The sequence below is a fragment of the Ruminococcus sp. AF20-12LB genome (assembly GCF_003478985.1).
In the GTDB taxonomy this organism is placed as follows: domain Bacteria; phylum Bacillota; class Clostridia; order Lachnospirales; family Lachnospiraceae; genus Blautia_A.
In genome coordinates this window covers 18,727-37,984 of sequence record NZ_QUGH01000011.1, presented here as the reverse complement: position 1 = coordinate 37,984, position 19,258 = coordinate 18,727, and the positions used below count along the sequence as shown (strand labels likewise).

Genomic DNA, 19,258 nt, shown 5'->3' with positions numbered 1-19,258 from the left:
CTGGACAGTTACGAAAAATAAATAAAAAAACAGAAGTGCCGGTGTTGGGCGCTCCTGTTTTTTTGATTTTGGATAAAATAAAAAAGAATGCAGGAAATGGGACTTGAACCCACACGATCTTGCGACCACAGGCACCTGAAGCCTGCGCGTCTGCCAATTCCGCCATTCCTGCATTTTTTCAACCGGCTTACTTCGCTATGTTTTGCTCCGCTTGTCGACTGCTCACTTATAATAACTCAGGAATTGGATAATGTCAATAGAAAAATTCAAAAAAATTAAAAAAATTCAAAAAAAATATTTTGAGTTAGTTTTATACATTTTTTTTGCATATGGTGTTGAAAAATGACGATTCCTGTGATACAATCTTGAAGATTTAGGATAAAATAAGAGAACAAAGAAAGGGAGATTGTATGAAAGCATTTCTGATATTGGAAGATGGCCATGTATTTACAGGAACCAGCATTGGTTCTGCAAGGGAAGTCATCAGTGAAATTGTCTTTAACACTTCCATGACCGGTTATCTGGAAGTAATGACAGATCCTTCTTACGCAGGACAGGCGGTGTGTATGACATATCCGCTGATCGGAAACTACGGAATCTGTTATGATGACCAGGAATCAAGGAAGCCGTGGATTGACGGATTTATCGTACGCGAATTATCACGAGTTCCCAGCAACTTCAGAAGCGTAGACACCATTCAGCATTTTCTGAGCAAAAACGACATTCCGGGAATCGCAGGAATTGATACCAGAGCACTGACTAAGATCCTTCGTGAGAAGGGAACCATGAACGGAATGATCACAGTTGATGAGAACTATGACCTGGATACAATCATCCCCAGATTAAAAGCATATACAACAGGAAAAGTGGTAGAGAAGGTTTCCTGCCGCGAAAAGGAAGTGCTTAAGGGGAACGGACCGAAGGTTGCCCTTCTTGATCTGGGCGCCAAGAAAAACATTGCACGCTCACTGAATGAGAGAGGATGCCAGGTTACTATTTATCCGGCTCTGACATCCGCAGAAGAGATCCTTGGAGACAATCCGGACGGCATCATGCTCAGCAACGGCCCTGGAGATCCGAAGGAATGTACTTCTATTATTAAAGAAATCAAAAAACTCTATGACTCCGATGTACCGATCTTTGCAATCTGCCTGGGACATCAGCTTATGGCTCTTGCAACGGGCGGAGATACCCATAAGATGAAATACGGTCACAGAGGCGGAAATCATCCGGTTAAAGACCTTGAGACAGGAAGAGTTTATATTTCCTCCCAGAACCATGGTTACGTTGTAGACGCAGAGGGCCTTGAGGAGAAAAATATTGCACATCCTGCATTTGTAAATGTCAACGACGGAACAAACGAGGGTATGGCATACAATGGAAAGAATATCTTTACTGTACAGTTCCATCCGGAAGCATGCCCGGGACCACAGGATTCCAGTTACCTTTTTGACAGATTCATGAAGATGATGGGAGGAGAGAAATAATGCCAAGGAATAAGGACATAAAAAAAGTACTTGTAATCGGCTCAGGTCCGATCATAATCGGCCAGGCAGCAGAGTTTGACTATGCAGGAACCCAGGCATGCCGCTCCCTGAAGGAAGAGGGCATGGAGGTTGTACTTTTAAACTCCAATCCTGCTACCATCATGACAGATAAAGACATTGCAGACAGAGTTTATATCGAGCCGCTGACTGTTGAAGTCGTAGAGCAGCTGATCCTCAAAGAGAAACCGGACAGTGTACTTCCTACACTGGGCGGCCAGGCTGGTTTGAACCTTGCCATGGAGCTTGAGGAGAAAGGATTCCTGAAAGAGCACAATGTACGTCTCATCGGTACTACAGCAGCAACGATCCGTAAAGCTGAGGACCGTCAGGAATTTAAGGATACAATGGAAAAGATCGGCGAGCCGGTTGCAGCATCCAAGGTCGTAACAACTGTAGAAGACGGTGTTGCGTTTACTCAGACTATCGGTTATCCGGTTGTTCTCCGTCCTGCATATACACTTGGCGGAAGCGGCGGCGGTATCGCGCATAATGAGCCGGAGCTTCGTGAGATCCTTGAGAATGGTCTTCGTCTTTCTCGTGTAGGCGAGGTTCTTGTAGAGAGATGTATCGCCGGATGGAAAGAGATCGAGTACGAGGTAATGCGAGACAGCGCAGGAAACTGCATCACAGTCTGCAACATGGAGAACATTGACCCGGTTGGTGTCCATACCGGTGACTCCATCGTAGTTGCTCCTTCCCAGACCTTAGGAGATAAAGAGTACCAGATGCTCCGCACATCTGCTCTTAACATTATTACAGAGCTTGGCATCACAGGTGGATGTAACGTACAGTACGCTCTTCATCCGGAGAGCTTTGAATACTGCGTTATCGAGGTTAACCCTCGTGTAAGCCGTTCCTCCGCACTTGCAAGTAAGGCTACCGGTTATCCGATCGCCAAGGTTGCAGCCAAGATCGCACTGGGCTACACACTGGATGAGATTCCGAATGCCATCACAGGCAAAACATACGCAAGCTTCGAGCCGATGCTGGATTACTGTGTCGTTAAGATTCCGCGTCTGCCATTTGATAAATTCATCACAGCAAAACGTACACTGACTACACAGATGAAGGCTACCGGTGAGGTTATGAGTATCTGCCATAACTTTGAGGGTGCTTTGATGAAGGCTATCCGTTCCCTGGAGCAGCATGTAGACAGTCTGATGTCCTATGATTTCTCACATCTTTCTGATGAAGAACTGATGGACGAGCTGAACATTGTGGATGACCGCCGTATCTGGAAGATCGCAGAAGCTCTGAGACGAAATGTTTCCCAGGAGAAGCTTCATGATATCACAAAGATCGACATCTGGTTCATTGATAAGCTGGCTATCCTTGTTGAGATGGAGCAGGCTCTGAAGACTCAGAAGCTGGACAAAGACCTTCTTCTTGAAGCAAAACGTCTGGAGTTCCCGGACTACATCATCGCAGACCTGACAGGAAAGACAGAAGCTGAGATCAAAGACTTGCGTAAAGAGTACGGTATCCGTGCAGCATACAAGATGGTTGATACCTGTGCAGCAGAGTTTGCGGCAGAGACACCATACTATTATTCTGTATACGGCGATGAGCAGACAGAGAATGAAGCTGTAGAAACAAAAGATAAGAAAAAGATCCTGGTACTTGGTTCCGGCCCGATCCGTATCGGTCAGGGTATCGAGTTCGACTTCTGCTCCGTACATTGTACATGGGCATTTGCGAAAGAAGGATATGAGACGATCATCATCAACAATAACCCGGAGACAGTAAGTACAGACTTCGATATTGCAGATAAGCTGTATTTTGAGCCGCTGACACCGGAAGATGTTGAGAATGTTGTAAATATCGAGAAACCGGACGGAGCCGTTGTTCAGTTCGGTGGACAGACAGCCATCAAGCTTACAGAGGCACTGATCAAGATGGGCGTTAAGATCCTCGGAACATCTGCTGAGAACGTAGATGCTGCAGAGGACAGAGAGCTCTTTGATGCTATCCTTGAGAAATGTGAGATCCCGAGACCGAAGGGACATACCGTATTCACAGCAGAAGAGGCGAAAAAAGCTGCCAATGAGCTGGGTTATCCGGTACTTGTCCGCCCGTCCTATGTACTTGGAGGACAGGGAATGCGTATCGCTGTCAGCGATGAGGATGTGGAAGAGTACATCGGAATCATCAACCAGATCGCACAGGAGCATCCGATCCTTGTTGATAAATATCTCATGGGTAAAGAGATCGAGGTCGATGCGGTATGCGACGGTGAGGACATCCTGATCCCTGGAATCATGGAGCACATCGAGCGTGCAGGTATCCACTCCGGAGACAGTATTTCCGTATATCCGGCACAGACCATCAGCCAGAAAGCAAAAGATACCATTGCCGAGTACACACGTCGTCTTGCACAGGCACTTCATGTGATCGGTATGATCAATATCCAGTTTATCGTTGTAGGCGAGGATGTATATGTTATCGAGGTTAACCCACGTTCCAGCCGTACAGTACCGTATATCAGCAAGGTAACAGGAATCCCGATCGTTCCTCTTGCAACAAGAGTCATCCTTGGACACAAGATTAAAGAGCTTGGCTACACACCGGGACTTCAGAAAGAGGCAGAGTATTTCGCAATCAAGATGCCTGTATTCTCCTTCGAGAAGATCAGAGGCGCAGATATCAGCCTTGGACCTGAGATGAAATCCACAGGTGAGTGCCTTGGTATTGCAAAGACCTTCAACGAGGCTCTTTACAAAGCATTCATCGGAGCAGGAATCCGCCTTCCGAAACACAAACAGATGATCATCACTGTAAAAGATGAGGATAAAAAGGATATCATTCCGATCGCAAAACGTTTCGAGGCTCAGGGCTATCGTATCTTTGCAACACGAGGTACTGCAAGCATACTGACTGAGAACGGAATCAAGGTAACACGTACCAACAAGTTGGAGCAGCCTTCTCCGAACCTGATGGACCTGATCCTTGGCCACAAGATCGATGTTGTTATCGACACACCGCCACAGGGTGTTGAGCATCAGAAAGATGGTTTCGTGATCCGTCGTAATGCCATCGAGACAGGTGTCAATGTGCTTACAAGCCTTGATACTGCAGAGGCTCTGGTCACAAGTCTTGAGAATACAGACCTGAACCACCTGACTCTGGTAGATATCGCTACCATCGACAATCGATAAAAAATTGTAAATTTTGCGAAATAAAAAATTAAAAGTTTACGAATTGTCAAATATGTAATATACTGATAAGGACGGGGCCGTCGTTCACATACCGGCCCTGTCCTTATCTTGCTTTTGGAAAGGAGTTAACATGATTTTTATAGAATTACTGAAGGTTATCCTTCTCGGTATTGTGGAGGGAATCACCGAGTGGCTTCCGATCAGCAGTACCGGACATATGATCCTTGTGGACGAGTTCATCAAACTGAATGTATCCGAGGCATTTATGGAATTTTTCCTGGTGGTGATCCAGCTTGGCGCGATCCTGGCAGTTGTTGTACTGTACTGGAACAAGCTGTGGCCCTTTTACATAAGAAAAATCCCGAAAAAAACACAGATGGCGCTGCGTAAACAGTCGGCAGTACCCAGAACTGTCCTTACCTTTGTAGAAAAATACTGTGATAAGGATAAGTGGATCCTCTGGTTCAAGATCCTGGTAGCATGTCTGCCGACGATCATCATCGCTCTTCCTTTTAATGACATTATTGAAGAGAAATTTTATAACTATGTGGTCGTTGCCATCATGCTGATCGTTTATGGTGTGCTTTTTATCGTTATCGAGAACTACAACAAACGCCGCAGACCAACCTGCACCAGACTGGATGAGCTTTCCTTTAAGACAGCGCTGATCATCGGCTGCTTTCAGGTGCTTTCCGTGATCCCGGGAACATCCCGTTCCGGTTCTACCATTATCGGAGGTATCCTTGCAGGAACATCCCGTACGGTTGCAGCAGAATTTACCTTTTTCCTGGCAATTCCGGTTATGTTCGGAGCAAGTCTTCTGAAACTGGTGAAATTCGGTTTTGCCTTCAGCTCCACAGAGCTGATCATCCTGATCGTAGGTGTTGTGGTATCCTTTGTGGTATCTATTCTTGCCATCAAATTCCTGATGGGATATATCAAGAAACACGATTTTAAAGTATTCGGCTGGTACAGGATCATCCTTGGTATTCTGGTGCTCGGATACTTCGTTGGAAAAACATTTTTAGCATAAAACTGCAATCTGGAGGTAATCATTATGAAATATAAGAAGCTTTTGATCGTACTGACAGCAGTGACGGCGCTTGGTATGGCCGGATGTGGAAAATCATCAAAGGAAACAGCAGAGGTGACACCAACACCGGTTCCTACAGCCGCACCTACGGCTGCACCGGCTACATCCACACCGCTTCCCACATCTACACCTGCACCGAAGCTGATCGGTGTAAAGACAAGTACCGCAAAATTCGTTTATCTTACCAACAGCACGAAGGGAGAGATCCGTGAGATCTATCTCCGCGCGGCAGGAGGAGAAGAATGGGGCAAAAATCTTGTTCCTGCAGAAGCTACCATCAAAGATGCGGAACAGGTGCAGATGTATTACACCCCGGATTCTGCAAGGGATGCCATCTATGATATGAAGATCGTAGACGGAGACGGAAATGCCTATGAGATCTACAGTGTACAGCTGAGCGATATGGAAAAGGCAAAACTGATGATCGATAACGGAGAAGCATACCTGACCTATACAAGTCTCAGTGACAAGAGTGAGAAGAGCACTATTGGCAATGTGGAAACTGACAACAGTGAGGCGGATAGCAGTGATTCCGCAGACAGCACAGATGCTTCAGATCTGACAGATAGTTCTTCCGGTATCACAGATACTTCTTCCGACAACAGCGATGGAAGCTATGACAACAGTGATGATGGAAGTTATGACAACAGTGATGACGGAAGCTATGACAACAGCGATGACGGAAGCTACGACAACAGCAGTGATGATGGAAACTATGACAGCAGTGATGATAGCGGCGACTATGTAGATGACAGCAGCAGCAGCGGTAGCGGTGACGATTCTCTTGACAACAGTACAGATGACAGCGGAGACGGAGAGATTGTCTGGGATGATAACGGAGACTGGTCAGAGGAATAAACCGGGATCCTGTAAACAGAGGGAAACATGGAACAGACATTTCTTGAAAAACTGAAACGAGTAAAACCTGGGGATCTGCTTCACATTATTAAGTTTATCCTGGCATTTCCCATTGCGATGGTCTACAGACTTTTTCGCAGGGATCTCTGGCTTCTCTGTGATACGGAGAATGAATGCCGGGATAACGGATTCTGGTTGTACAAATATCTGAGAGAAAATACCAGTGAAGATGCAGTGTACGCCATCAACAGAAAATCTCCGGATTATGCCCGGGTAAAAGATCTGGGACAGGTGATCCAGTATGGAAGCTTCCGCCACTGGATATACTATCTGGCTGCGTCAAAAAATATCAGCTCCCAGAAAATGGGAAAACCAAACGCAGCCATCTGCTATGTGCTGGAGGTTTACGGAATCCTGCGGAACAAGCGGGCGTTCCTGCAGCATGGGATCATCACGGCAGATCTTAGTTTTCTGTACTATCCGCATACAAAAATGAGCCTTTTTGTTACCAGTACCTATGATGAGTGGAAATATGTCAATGACCGGTACGGATATCCGGAAGGCTATGTGCAGGAGCTGGGGCTATGCCGTTTTGACCAGCTTCATGATATGAAGATAAAAAAGAACCAGATCCTGATCATGCCGACATGGCGTATGTATATCCGCAATGAGATATCAGCTGCTGATCACGAGCTGGAAGCACAGAAATTCATGGAAACCGATTATTACCGTTACTGGGATGCACTTCTCAAGGATGAGAGACTGATCCGCTATATTGAGGAGAACGATCTTCAGATCATTTTTTATCCGCACAGGGAAATGCATCGGTTCCTGAAATATTTTCATGTGGATCATCCGAATATCACAGTGGCGTCCTGGCCTGAGTACGATGTGCAGACACTCCTTAAAGAGTCCGCAGTGCTGGTGACTGATTTTTCCAGTGTGGCCATGGATTTTGCCTACATGAAAAAACCACTGGTCTACTACCAGTTTGACAATGAAAAATTCCGGCAAAGTCATCATCAGATCGGGTATTTTGATTTTCGGAAAGATGGCTTCGGCCCGGTATGTGTAACGGAACAGGAAGTAACGGACTGGCTGATCCGTCTGCATGGACAGGGATTTGCCAATGAAGAAATCTATCTGGAAAGACACGGAAAATATTTTGATCTGTGGGATACAAAGAACTGTGAAAGAAATTACAAAGCGATCAAAGAAATGTAACAGGTGGTGAAAAATTGCAGCAGTTAATGGAGGCTCCGGCGGAGATCAAGGTAAAAACCAGGAAATTTTCGCTGACAAAAGGAACCATAAAGATCAGTTTTGAGCTGGAAGGATCCAGAGGAAGGATCCGTTCCCTGAAGCTGAAACAGCGAAATACAGTGCTGGATACAAGCTTTCCTTTTGAAATGCAGACAGCAAAAAAAGGAAATACGATCGTGTATCATGCACAGATCAATGTAGATCAGTATCCGATGGAAACCGCATTCTGGGATGTGGTGGCATCTGTGGATAAAGAAGGAAAAGGAAATTATGAGGATGCGATCCTGGGAGGCTTAAGTTCAAAACTTAAACTTAAGCTGATTCTTTTTCCAAGATGGACCAGAACCGGGGATGGGCATATGGTTTATCCATTTGTTAACGGAGCAAGGCAGTTTACCATTCAATACCGGAAATATGATCCGAAATATGACAGCTATGCATTTATAGCAAAAGAATTTCTTGCATTATTCTGCTATTTTATCCTGAAACCTTACTGGGATCACAAGAAATTATGGCTGATCTGCGAGAAATATTGTACAATGGCACAGGACAACGGCCTCTATTTTTTTCGGTACTGTATGGAGCATGTACCGGAGAAGGACAGAAGTCGGATTTTTTATGTAATAGATAAAAAATGTCCGGATTATCAGGCCGTAAAAGAGTATGATGCCAATGTGATCCAGTTCATGTCATTTAAGTACATGATCTATCTCAGCGCTGCCCGGTATCTGATATCTACTGATGCGATCCGGCATTTTTATATCTGGGATTCGCCCAACAGCATCTACAAGGTTCTGTATCAGGCACGGAAGAACATCGTATTTCTCCAGCATGGAGTGATGGGCTTCAAGCAATGCCACAGGACCTTCCATAAAGGCGGAGGCAATCAGATGGCACTGTTTGTGGTGTCTTCAGGTTATGAACAGAAGATCATCCATGATTATTTCGGATACGATAATGAAGAGATCATCATTACCGGACTAGCCAGGTGGGATGTGCTGGAGGACAAGTCAGATCCGACTCATAAAGAGATCCTGCTGATGCCTACATGGAGAAACTGGCTGGAGGATATCAGCGAGGATCAGTTCAAAAAAAGTGAATACTATCAGCGTTATAAAGCATTTCTGCAGGATGAGAGGCTTAAGACTCTTCTGGAAAAGGAGGATATCACGCTGAATTTTTATATCCATCCGAAATTCCGGGAACATATCCGGAGCTTTCAGGTGGAAGACAGGCATATCCGTCTGATCCCATTTGGGACCATGCCGCTGAATCAGCTTCTGATGAGCTGCCATATGCTGATCACCGATTATTCTTCTGTTTCCTGGGATGTCTACTATCAGGAAAAACCGGTGATATTTTATCCTTTTGATCTGGAAACCTATGAGAAAGTCCAGGGAAGCTATATGGACTATAAAAAAGATGTTTTCGGAGATCTGGCATGGGATCAGAACCAGCTGGTGGATCTTATCGGAGAATATGTGAGGAACGGATTCCGTGAAAAACCGGAATTTTCAGGAAGGAGAGATGAGCTTCTTCCCTACAGGGACAATGACAATAGCAAACGAATCTATGAATATATAGCCAATGCTCAAATACCGGACAAACTGAAAAGAAGGCTGAAAGAGAAAAAATTTTAATGTAAGGATACAAAAGGAGCAATATGAACAGGGAGTATGAATTTTCAGTAGTTGTTTTTGCAAAAGATACCGCAAAGCTTTACAGAACCTTTAAAAATGTACGTGAGGTCACACCTAAAGGAACGGTACAGATCCTTGCAGTACGCACAGCAGGAGATATGGATATCCCTGATGAACGGGACATGAGGGAGTTGGAAGAAGCCGGAGAAAAGGAGAAAGAGCTCAAGGACGAAGAGCTGGATAAGATCTACGGAGCGTTCAATCCGGAAGATTCCCGTTTCCGGGAGATGCTGGATGACAGGGATCTTTTATATATTGACGGACTGGAATGCGGGGATCTTGTGGCAGAGCTGAAGGATAAGATAGCCGGAAACTATGTCGTTTTTGCAAAAGCCGGAATCTGTTTTTCCCCAAAATCCAGTGCAGAGGTCAGACGCTGCTTTGAGGAAGACAACAGAGATGTTGTCATAACAAAGATCCGTGGAAAAGGAAATATCCATGTGCGGGAGCATAATAACTACTGTGACCGTTTCACCGAAAAAACAACGCTGGATAACAATGTATATCTTCTGCATCAGTTGTATGCCGCTTATACATTTGCAGCAGATCAGGTGAAATGGGTATCCGAGATCCGTCCGGAGATATGGTATCTGGATGTGATGACTATGGTATATCAGTCCGTTGTAAGCTGCCGGAGTCTGGGAGTGACTTCAGGGGAAGATATCTATGTGCAGATCCTTGCGGACCATCTCATGGTGGAGGACTGGAAGAATATGCTGCAGGATCCGAAGCAACTGGAAGTATTTTATCAGGAATTTTTCCGAAAGATCGCAGACTGCAGAAGAAAAGAAAATCCTGTTCATGAAAAAAATGCAGATTATGTGCTGCTGTATTACAGCGCAAAAATGGCTGATATCATATTTGATAACGAGGAGCTTGATGAAGAGAAAAAATGCAGATATGAGGAAGACATCGAAAGCTTCCTGAAACAGATGGAGTTTCCGGAGATCGTGATGTCCAATCAGCATCTCAGCAGGGCAAACAAAGTATATCTTCTCCGGAAATATTATCCGGATATCCGAAAAAAATTCCCGGATCAGGCGGACACGATCCTGAATCCCATATATGATAATCTTAATGTCAAGATATTCCAGCCGGAAAAAGACCAGCTGCACTGTGAATTTTCCATTGTGGAGCCTGTGAGCAGGACAAACCGTGCATATATGATGACTGGTGGCAGCACCTATGAAGCCAGATGGAAATATACACTGGGAAGAACCGGCTGGTGCAGGGAAGAAAGTGCCGTTGAGAAGCTGTATATCGTGGACATTCCGCTTTCTGAGATCAGTGAGTTTATCAGCTGGGGTACAGGCACAGATGGACATGTAAATAAAATGTACAATATTTCCTACGGAAAATATGTGCCATTTACAAAGAAGCTGCCGCTTTTCCTTCATATAGAGGATAAGCTTCTGTATCTTAACGAAAAAGTCCGGATGATCCGTGGAGAGGATCAGGAAGATGCAAAAGTTCTGGGCCATCAGTATGAAGTAACTGTAGAGCCATACAGCCAGAGCAGAGAGAAAAAGCTGAAGAAAAAACGCACCAAAGCAATATTTTCTCAGGGAAAGGCCGGAAAAAAGGCAGTTCTCGTGCGTAAGCTCTACGAGATGCAGAAGGCAAAGCAGAAAAAGCAGATCTGGCTGATCTCCGATCGTACAACACGCGGAGATGACAACGGCGAAGTGATGTTCCGCTATCTCTGCGCCAATCCGGACCCTACGGTGGAGCCTTATTTTGTAGTCAACAAGGATACACAGGATTATGTGGAAATGAGGAAGCTTGGAAAGGTTGTGGAGCCTTTTTCCTGGAAGCATAAGCTTCTGTTCCTGCTGAATGAATTTTCACTGTCCTCCCAGGCTAACAAACCGGTGATCAATCCTTTTGGAAAGCTGGAGTATCTGTACCGCGATATCATCTATGACAAAAAGCTGGTATTTCTGCAGCATGGTGTTACCAAAGACAACCAGTCCAAGTGGCTGAACAAATACAACCGTAATCTTTTCGGATTTATCGTCAGCACAAAGCCGGAGTATGATTCTGCCTTTACCTATGACTATTTTTATCCGGAAAAAAATATCTGGCTTACGGGAATGCCACGTTATGACCGTCTGGTCCATGATGAACGCAAGTATGTGACGGTGATGCCTACCTGGCGCAAGAGCCTTTCCTCAGGAACCGATGCCAGAGGAGTATGGCAGCTTGGAAAAGAATTTCAGGAAAGCGAATACTTCCATTTTTATGATGATCTTCTCAACAACGAAAAACTTCTGGGAGCGGCAGAGAAATACGGATATACCATCTGCTTCATGCCTCACCCAAATACCATTGACGGCCTGCATATGTTCCGCCATGATCCACGGGTAAAATTTATGGATTCGTCTTATTCCTACAAGGACATTTTTGCCCAGACAGATCTGATGATCACGGACTATTCTTCGGTTGCCTTTGATTTTGCATACCTGAGAAAACCCATCGTATACTCCCAGTTTGACAGAGACAGCTTTTTCAGTGGTGCGCATTCCTACACAGAGGGATACTTTGACTATGAGAGAGATGGCTTTGGAGAGGTGGAACATACACTGGACGGAACTGTGGAACGGATCATTGAATATATGGCAGACAGCTGTCAGATGAAAGAGGAATATCGGAAACGAATGGATGAGACCTTTGCATTTAATGACCGTAACTGTTCCAAACGTGTGTATGAGAGAATCATCGAGAATCGGTAATATGGAGGTTGGATTTTGGAAGGAAAGCAGGCAATAAAGTTTGATAAATATAATTCTCAGGCGATAAAGGGCATTGCCATTGTTATGATGCTGTTCCATCATATGTATCTGAGTCAAGACAGATTTGAGGGACTGAATGTTGTTTTCACTCCGTTTTCGGCAGATCGGATCATGTATCTGTGCAGAACATTTAAGATCTGTGTACCGATCTATGCATTTATTTCCGGATACGGACTGTATCTCAGTTACAGAAAAAATAATTCCACACCTGGTAAGTGGACAGCCAAAAGACTGATAAAAACAATGGGAGGGTTCTGGATCATATGGGGGCTTTCTGTTGTGATCTTACAGCTTTATAACGGCTATGCCGTGACCAGATATTTCGGAAACGGAAATATTGCCAAAGGTGTTAGCGCAATGGTGCTGGATTTTTTTGGTCTGGCGAAACTTTTCGGAACTTCGACTCTGAACGGAACCTGGTGGTATATGAGCGCGGCGATCATTTTTATCATGTGCGTGCCGCTGTTTATGATAAAGGAAGAATATCTGGTATTTATTCTTGTGGCTGTTGCGGCATTTCCGCGGACAATTTCCATGGAGGTTATGGGAATTACAGGTATTTATGCATTTTTACCGGTATTTCTCATGGGAATGTGTGTAGCCAAGTATGATTTGTTTAACCGATGGTTTAGGATATGGAATGTTGGAGTGAAGCATGTTTTCAAATTTCTTCTGGAACTTCTTGCGGTGTTTATTTTGTATAAAGCCTACAGAACTTTGCCGCTGAAGGTATACAGTGAGATCCACTGGGGTGTGTATCCAATTGTATTTATGGCATTTTGCTGCGAATTTATTAATGTTATTCCGGGAGTGCGACAGATTTTACTGTTTCTCGGAAAACATTCCATGAATATATTTCTGATACATACATTTATAAGACAATATTCTTTTGTGTATGTGAGTGGATATTTTCTGACCAATACACTGACGCTTCTGCTGGCTTCACTGGCCGTGTCCATAGCGCTGGAATGGCTGAAAAAGGTAAGCGGATACAACCGCCTGATCCAGAACATCTGTGTGAAAATAGGATAATAAAGATAAAGGAGAAAGACCTGTCATCGTCTGTGGCAGGTCTTGTTAAAGTATGAAAGCAAAGAAAATAGTTTGTATATATTGGATGATATTAGTAATGATTTTTGGAGGCATTATTGGTATCAGAAGTACAGAGATAAAGGTCGAGGCTGCTGAAAGAACAGTACGATTTTGGGATAACAGTGGAAATTATCTTCAGAAATCCGGCGGAAACTGGTATCTGAAAGATTCAAAGAAGCGAAAACTTAGCGGATTGCGTTATTTGTCAATTCCAAAGACAGAGTTTTTAAAAACAGGATTTTATATGTTTGACAAAAACGGAAAACTTTTGAGAAAACAATCCGTGTATTATTTCGATAAAAAGACAGTTTCTGGTGTCCGCTTTGATAAATACCACATCACAGACTCCAATGGAAGAATTTCAAAGGGAGAGCGTGGCTTTGTAAACGTAGCTGAACAGAACGTGCGGGGCAAAAAAATTATCGCAGGCATTTATTATGTGGAAGCGTACGGAAAACTGGCTGATCGTGGAACAGTACGTTATATAAGACAGAGAAGATTCGGTGGGCGTAATTTTAAAAGTGGTTATTATTATTTCTATGGAACCGGAAGAATCTGCATGCGTCCGTCTTTTCATAAAATGAACAAAACAGTTCAGGGAAAAAAGTTTAACGGAATCTATTATTTTGGCAATGATAACGGAAGAATGGCACAGAAGGCAGGGTGGGTAACCTGTGATGGCCAGCAATATTATGTAGATCAAAATGGAAAAATGCTGGTGAACCGGTGGAAAGATGGCTATTACCTGAAATCTAACGGAACCATTGCGAAAAATATGAAAACACCGGATGGTCAGTATGTGGACTGGAGGGGAAGAAAAAGTACAAGATCAGAGTATGCCTTAAGTGAGTTTAAATCGGAATTAGAGAGTTTTGCTTCTGCCTACGGTGGAAACTGGTCTGTTTATATAAAAGATCTGAAAACAGGAAATGTTGTAAATATAAATGATCAGGAAATGTATCCGGCAAGTACGATCAAGGCGTTTGTGATGGCATCCGTCTATGATCAGATTCGTCAGGGAAAAATGCAATACAGCTCCGGTGTGTACAGCCTGCTGTGGGATATGATCACCGTCAGTGATAATGAATGTTATAATGAACTGGTAAGGCGTCAAGGGGGTGGAAGCTTTGTAGGAGGAACGGCTGTAGTGAACCAATATCTTCGAAAGAACGGTTACAAAAATACCGGCTGCCACAGTTCCTTGCATCCATCTTCCTCAGCCTGGAGCAGTGATGGTTGGCGTAACACGGCATCTGCAAAAGATTGTGGAATGCTTTTAGAAAAAATCTATAGAGGTCGGTGCGTTTCTCAACAGTATTCCAGAGAAATGTTAAATCTTTTACTGCATCAGACGAAACGATACAAAATTCCATCAGGCCTTCCGGCAGGTGTAGTGTGTGCGAACAAAACGGGTGAAACAAGCTCAGTTCAGCATGATATGGCGATCATCTATGGAAAGAAAACAAATTATGTATTATGTATATTTTCTGAAGGAGCTTCCGAAGATCATTTACTGCACGGAATCCGTTCGATTTCTTCAAGAGTATATCAATATCTGAATACATAAAGATCAGCCAGCAGTCATGAGCCCGAGGGCATTCATGAACGTGCTGGCTGATTTTGTATTATCATCAAAGAAATGGTTGCGGAAGAATTTCACAGATAAGATTTTTCTTTATCCTTTAATATGCCGGATGTTTCCGGTATCTGTGGTATCGTAGCCGGTCTGGAGAGACAAGAACCGACGGAAAGGTTCGGATGCAATGGTTTCCGCTACGGCCTGAAAGCCGGGGGTGCTCAGATTTTTAGTCTGCATAACCAGGAAGAGTGATTCCTGGCAAACAGGAAGAAAATCCAGCTCCGGAAAGCTTCTCGCTACACAGGCCTCGCCAAGAGCTATGTCTGCCTGTCCGCCAGCCACCGCAGCAGCCGTGGAGTGATCGGTAACAAGCTCATTTCGATATCCGGATATGGAATCCGGTGAAATTTCGGAAGATAGAAGTGTACGGTCAAGAAGGATACGACGGCTGCTTCCTTTTTCGCGGTTCGCAAAAATAATATCTGCCCGTGTAAGATCAGAAAATCCCCGGATATTCTTGGGATTTTCTTTTTTTACATAGAAGCCGACGGGATACTGACACAGAGAGATCACAGTCAGTGGAATACCGGGTACAAGGCTATGGATATCTTCCGGTGAGGCGGATGCACAGGCAATGTGGACTTTTTCAAAATAAAGAGAATACAGTCCGTTGTAGGTATTCATGTGAGATTGCAGAATCGGCAGACTGTCCGGGTGTGTGGGAAGCTGATTCAGGAGAAGATCCAGAGCCGGAGAAGCCTGCCCGCTGATGATCAGTCCACTGGAATGCAGAAGATAATCTCTTTTCAGAAGAGAACTTTCCGGCTGATAATTGTGAGACTGAACAGAAGGGGAAGAACATTCCGGATTATTAAGATACTGAGACAACTGTTCCTCGCTGACACGCAACTGTTTGCCGACTTTGGAGGATGGCAGCTCTCCCCGCTTGATCAGGTCATATACCGTTGACTTTTTGATCTTCAGCTTATCTGCCACTTCCTGGGCTGTGTAAACCTTATTCATCGATACCTACCATAACATTGGTTGCTTTGATGACTGCGTAAGCATCAGAGCCTACTTTCAGTCCAAGTTCTTCCACCGCCGCACAGGAGATGGTAGCAGTGATGATATTTCCACCACCGATATCAATGGAAACGATGGAATTTACAGCTCCCTGGTTGATGTTGATGATTTTTCCTTTTAACTGATTACGTGCACTGAGTTTCATAGGTAATTCTCCTTCTCTTGAATATTGAATGAACCGGATCAGGCAAGTTCTATGCTTCCGTTGTACAGAGCAATGAACATGATGTGGGATTTGTCCGTATCAGGAGTGCTGCAAGCCACTCATGATAAGAAACGAAGCTTGTCAGCTATGCATTTATGATAGCACTTGGAGAGAAAAACAGCAATGCCTTATAGCTTGACAAGAAACTTTCCTTTCGGTAAAATTAGACGAAACCATTCAAAACTAAACAAAACTGAATGAAACGGAAAAGGAGAGAAGCAAAAGATGAAGAAAAAAATCTTAGCAGCTCTTACCGCGGGAATTTTAACAACAGGCCTTATGACCGGAACTGTTTTTGCAGCAGACAAAGAAGTGAAAGGTGATGAGAACCTGAAGGGAGAGGTTTATGCTTTTATCGCTGCCAGCCTCAGCAATTCCATGGAGGAGATCCAGAAGGATTTCAATGAGCTTTATCCGAATGTAACGATCTATTACAGTGCAGACAGCTCAGGTACACTGCAGACACAGATCGAGGAAGGTGCACGCTGCGATCTTTTCTTTTCAGCAGCAGATAAACAGATGGATGCCCTCACAGAGGAAAAACTGACAAAGGAAGACACCGTTAAGGATCTTCTTGAGAACAAAGTCGTTCTGATCAAACCAAAGGACGGAGAGACAAAGGTAACAGGATTCGAGAATATCACAGACGCTGAGAATCTGGCGCTTGCAGGAGAGGATGTTCCGGTGGGACAGTACTCCCGTGAGATCTTTAGCAATCTTGGAATCATGGACGATGTAAACAAAATGGAGATCAACGAGTGCAAGAATGTAACGGATGTACTTGCAGCAGTCAGTGAAGGAAGTAATGAGGTTGGTGTTGTATATGCGACAGATGCTGCATCTGTTACTGATAAAGTAGATATCATCGCAGAGGCACCGGCAGACAGCCTTAAGACGCCGGTTCTTTATCCTGTGGGACTTATCGAGGACAAGGAAGCATCTGAAGATGATACAAAGGCAGCAGAGGCTTTTCTTGATTATGTAGAGTATGACGCAGCAATTAAGGTATTTGAGGATTATGGATTTACAGCATATGAGGCTGAGGACAGCACAGCTTCCGCAGACAGTACATCCAAATGAGCATGATGTAGAAAATCGGCAGTAAATACTGAAACACAGTAAATGCTTACACAGGAATGAAATATGGCAGAATTTTTGAGAGAAATAAACTGGAGTCCTCTGTGGATTTCCTTAAAAACAGGTCTGGCAGCGACAGTGATCGCTTTTTTTCTGGGAATATTCTGTGCCCGAAAGATTATGAAACTGAAGCCGGGAGCCAGAGCAGTACTGGACGGGATCCTTACTCTTCCGCTAGTACTTCCTCCTACAGTGGCTGGATTTTTTCTGCTTCTGATCTTCAGCCTGAAAAGGCCCTTCGGAAGCTTTCTTCTGGATAATTTTGATATTAAGATCGTGCAGACCTGGAAGGGCTGTGTGATTGCAGCGGCAGTGATCGCATTTCCGCTGATGTACCGCAATGCACGGGCTGCTTTTGAACAGGTGGATATAAATCTTATCCATGCAGGTCAGACTCTGGGGATGAGCGACAGCCGGATATTCTGGCGAGTAGTCATGCCGGCGGCAGGACCGGGGATTGCATCCGGAACAGTGCTGGCATTTGCACGCGCGATCGGAGAATATGGCGCAACCTCCATGCTTGCCGGAAATATCCTTGGAAAAACCAGAACAGTTTCTGTTGCGATTGCATCAGAGACAGCAGCCGGAAATTACGGAACTGCAGGATTCTGGGTCATTGTGATCGTGCTGATCTCCTTTGTGATCGTGGCATTGATCAATATCGTATCCGGAAGAGGAATGAAGACAAGAAGGTGGATCTGATGGCAGTCAAAGTAAATATCGAAAAAAACTTCCGTGATTTTTCCCTAAAGGTGGATTTTGAAGGCAGTTCGGCATCCATTGGGCTTCTTGGCGCTTCCGGCAGCGGAAAAAGCATGACCTTACGCTGTATTGCAGGGATCGAAACACCGGATAAGGGAAGAATCATCATCAATGGAAAAACAGTGTTTGATTCTGAAAAGGGGATCAATTTGAAACCGCAGAAGCGACGGATCGGATATCTATTTCAGAATTATGCTTTGTTCCTAACCATGACAGTGGAACAGAATATCCGCTGTGGTTATCGTGGGGAAAAAGCCTCCGCCAGGGAAAAGGTGGCAGATCTGATTCGGCGATATCATCTGGAGGGGCTGGAGAAGCGCCTGCCCTCACAGCTTTCCGGCGGACAGCAGCAGAGAGTGGCACTGGCCAGAATGATGATCGGAGAGCCGGAAGCTATTCTTCTGGATGAGCCGTTTTCCGCACTGGACGGTTACCTGAAGGATGTGCTCCAGCGAGAGATGCAGGATTTCCTCAAGGACTATCCGGGAGATATGATCCTTGTGACACACAGCAGAGATGAGGCCTATAAATTCTGCAGGGAGCTTTCCATTGTACATGAAGGCAGGATCCTTGTGACAGGGGAGACAAAGCAGCTGTTTGAGAGACCGGGACTTCTGGAAGCAGCAAAGCTTACCGGCTGTAAGAATTTTTCCAGAGCGGAGAGGCTGGGATCTCACGAGATCTATGCGGCGGACTGGAAAATGAAGCTCCATACCGAAGAAAACGTAGATGAGGACATTACTTACGTAGGGATACGCGGTCACTGGATCCGCCCGGAATCAAAGCCGGGTGAGAACTGTATGGCAGTGCGGGTAGACCAATACATAGAAACTACATTTGAACATCAGTATATGATCCGGAACAAAGCAGAAGAGAATGCTGCCGGATTATGGTGGATGCGTCCCAAAAACAGCTTTACGGAGGATCCGGATAAAGATCTTCCGGAATATCTGTATCTTCCACCGGAGCATCTGATGTTGCTGAAATAAAGA

At 44.7% G+C, this 19,258-nt stretch carries 14 protein-coding genes and 1 tRNA gene; 12 read left to right on the top strand and 3 right to left on the bottom strand.

From position 1 onward, the window contains the following. Positions 1 to 88 precede the first annotated feature (88 nt). Positions 89 to 172: transfer RNA gene (locus tag DWX61_RS13680), tRNA-Leu, on the bottom strand. A gap of 238 nt (positions 173 to 410) precedes the next feature. Between DWX61_RS13680 and DWX61_RS13675 the strand changes: the two genes are divergently transcribed. The 9 genes from DWX61_RS13675 to DWX61_RS13635 all read left to right on the top strand — a co-directional run bounded on the left by DWX61_RS13675 (position 411) and on the right by DWX61_RS13635 (position 15,067). Continuing rightward, entirely contained in the window at positions 411 to 1,487 is a 1,077-nt protein-coding gene (locus DWX61_RS13675; RefSeq protein WP_015527400.1) for a carbamoyl phosphate synthase small subunit, read from the top strand. After that, positions 1,487 to 4,702, top strand: a complete 3,216-nt coding sequence (gene carB, locus DWX61_RS13670) for a carbamoyl-phosphate synthase large subunit (protein ID WP_118625844.1) — start codon at positions 1,487 to 1,489, stop codon at positions 4,700 to 4,702. Before DWX61_RS13675 ends, carB begins: the two co-directional genes overlap by 1 nt. Positions 4,703 to 4,832: 130 nt before the next feature. Then, positions 4,833 to 5,735: an undecaprenyl-diphosphate phosphatase gene (locus DWX61_RS13665; RefSeq protein WP_118512958.1), complete on the top strand. Its 903-nt coding sequence runs from the start codon at positions 4,833 to 4,835 to the stop codon at positions 5,733 to 5,735. Between the two features lie 24 nt (positions 5,736 to 5,759). After that, a complete protein-coding gene (locus DWX61_RS13660; protein ID WP_118625842.1) occupies positions 5,760 to 6,653 on the top strand; it encodes a hypothetical protein in 894 nt (297 codons plus the stop codon). Positions 6,654 to 6,680: 27 nt separating this feature from the next. Continuing rightward, positions 6,681 to 7,877, top strand: a complete 1,197-nt coding sequence (locus tag DWX61_RS13655; protein ID WP_118512957.1) for a CDP-glycerol glycerophosphotransferase family protein — start codon at positions 6,681 to 6,683, stop codon at positions 7,875 to 7,877. 14 nt (positions 7,878 to 7,891) lie between these two features. Further along, positions 7,892 to 9,556, top strand: coding sequence for a CDP-glycerol glycerophosphotransferase family protein (locus tag DWX61_RS13650; RefSeq protein WP_118625840.1), 1,665 nt, complete (start codon positions 7,892 to 7,894; stop codon positions 9,554 to 9,556). Between the two features lie 23 nt (positions 9,557 to 9,579). Further along, on the top strand, positions 9,580 to 12,348 hold the full coding sequence (locus tag DWX61_RS13645) for a CDP-glycerol glycerophosphotransferase family protein (RefSeq protein ID WP_118625838.1): 2,769 nt from the start codon (positions 9,580 to 9,582) through the stop codon (positions 12,346 to 12,348). A gap of 15 nt (positions 12,349 to 12,363) precedes the next feature. Further along, on the top strand, positions 12,364 to 13,440 hold the full coding sequence (locus DWX61_RS13640; RefSeq protein ID WP_118625836.1) for an acyltransferase family protein: 1,077 nt from the start codon (positions 12,364 to 12,366) through the stop codon (positions 13,438 to 13,440). A gap of 97 nt (positions 13,441 to 13,537) precedes the next feature. Continuing rightward, positions 13,538 to 15,067: a serine hydrolase gene (locus DWX61_RS13635; RefSeq protein ID WP_173753920.1), complete on the top strand. Its 1,530-nt coding sequence runs from the start codon at positions 13,538 to 13,540 to the stop codon at positions 15,065 to 15,067. A gap of 108 nt (positions 15,068 to 15,175) precedes the next feature. Here DWX61_RS13635 and DWX61_RS13630 read toward each other — a convergent pair whose 3' ends face one another. Further along, positions 15,176 to 16,102 carry a substrate-binding domain-containing protein gene (locus DWX61_RS13630; RefSeq protein ID WP_118625834.1) on the bottom strand — a complete coding sequence of 309 codons (927 nt, stop codon included), beginning with the start codon at positions 16,100 to 16,102 and terminating at the stop codon, positions 15,176 to 15,178. Then, entirely contained in the window at positions 16,095 to 16,307 is a 213-nt protein-coding gene (locus tag DWX61_RS13625; protein WP_015527392.1) for a TOBE domain-containing protein, read from the bottom strand. Before DWX61_RS13625 ends, DWX61_RS13630 begins: the two co-directional genes overlap by 8 nt. A gap of 285 nt (positions 16,308 to 16,592) precedes the next feature. Between DWX61_RS13625 and modA the strand changes: the two genes are divergently transcribed. From modA to DWX61_RS13610, 3 genes are all read left to right on the top strand, one after another. Continuing rightward, positions 16,593 to 17,447: a molybdate ABC transporter substrate-binding protein gene (gene modA, locus DWX61_RS13620; RefSeq protein WP_118625832.1), complete on the top strand. Its 855-nt coding sequence runs from the start codon at positions 16,593 to 16,595 to the stop codon at positions 17,445 to 17,447. 63 nt (positions 17,448 to 17,510) lie between these two features. Further along, on the top strand, positions 17,511 to 18,206 hold the full coding sequence (modB, locus tag DWX61_RS13615; protein WP_118625830.1) for a molybdate ABC transporter permease subunit: 696 nt from the start codon (positions 17,511 to 17,513) through the stop codon (positions 18,204 to 18,206). Further along, positions 18,206 to 19,255 (top strand): sulfate/molybdate ABC transporter ATP-binding protein, encoded by a 1,050-nt coding sequence (locus tag DWX61_RS13610; RefSeq protein WP_118625828.1) that lies wholly within the window; start codon positions 18,206 to 18,208, stop codon positions 19,253 to 19,255. The genes modB and DWX61_RS13610 overlap by 1 nt, the downstream gene beginning before the upstream one ends. Positions 19,256 to 19,258: the final 3 nt, after the last annotated feature.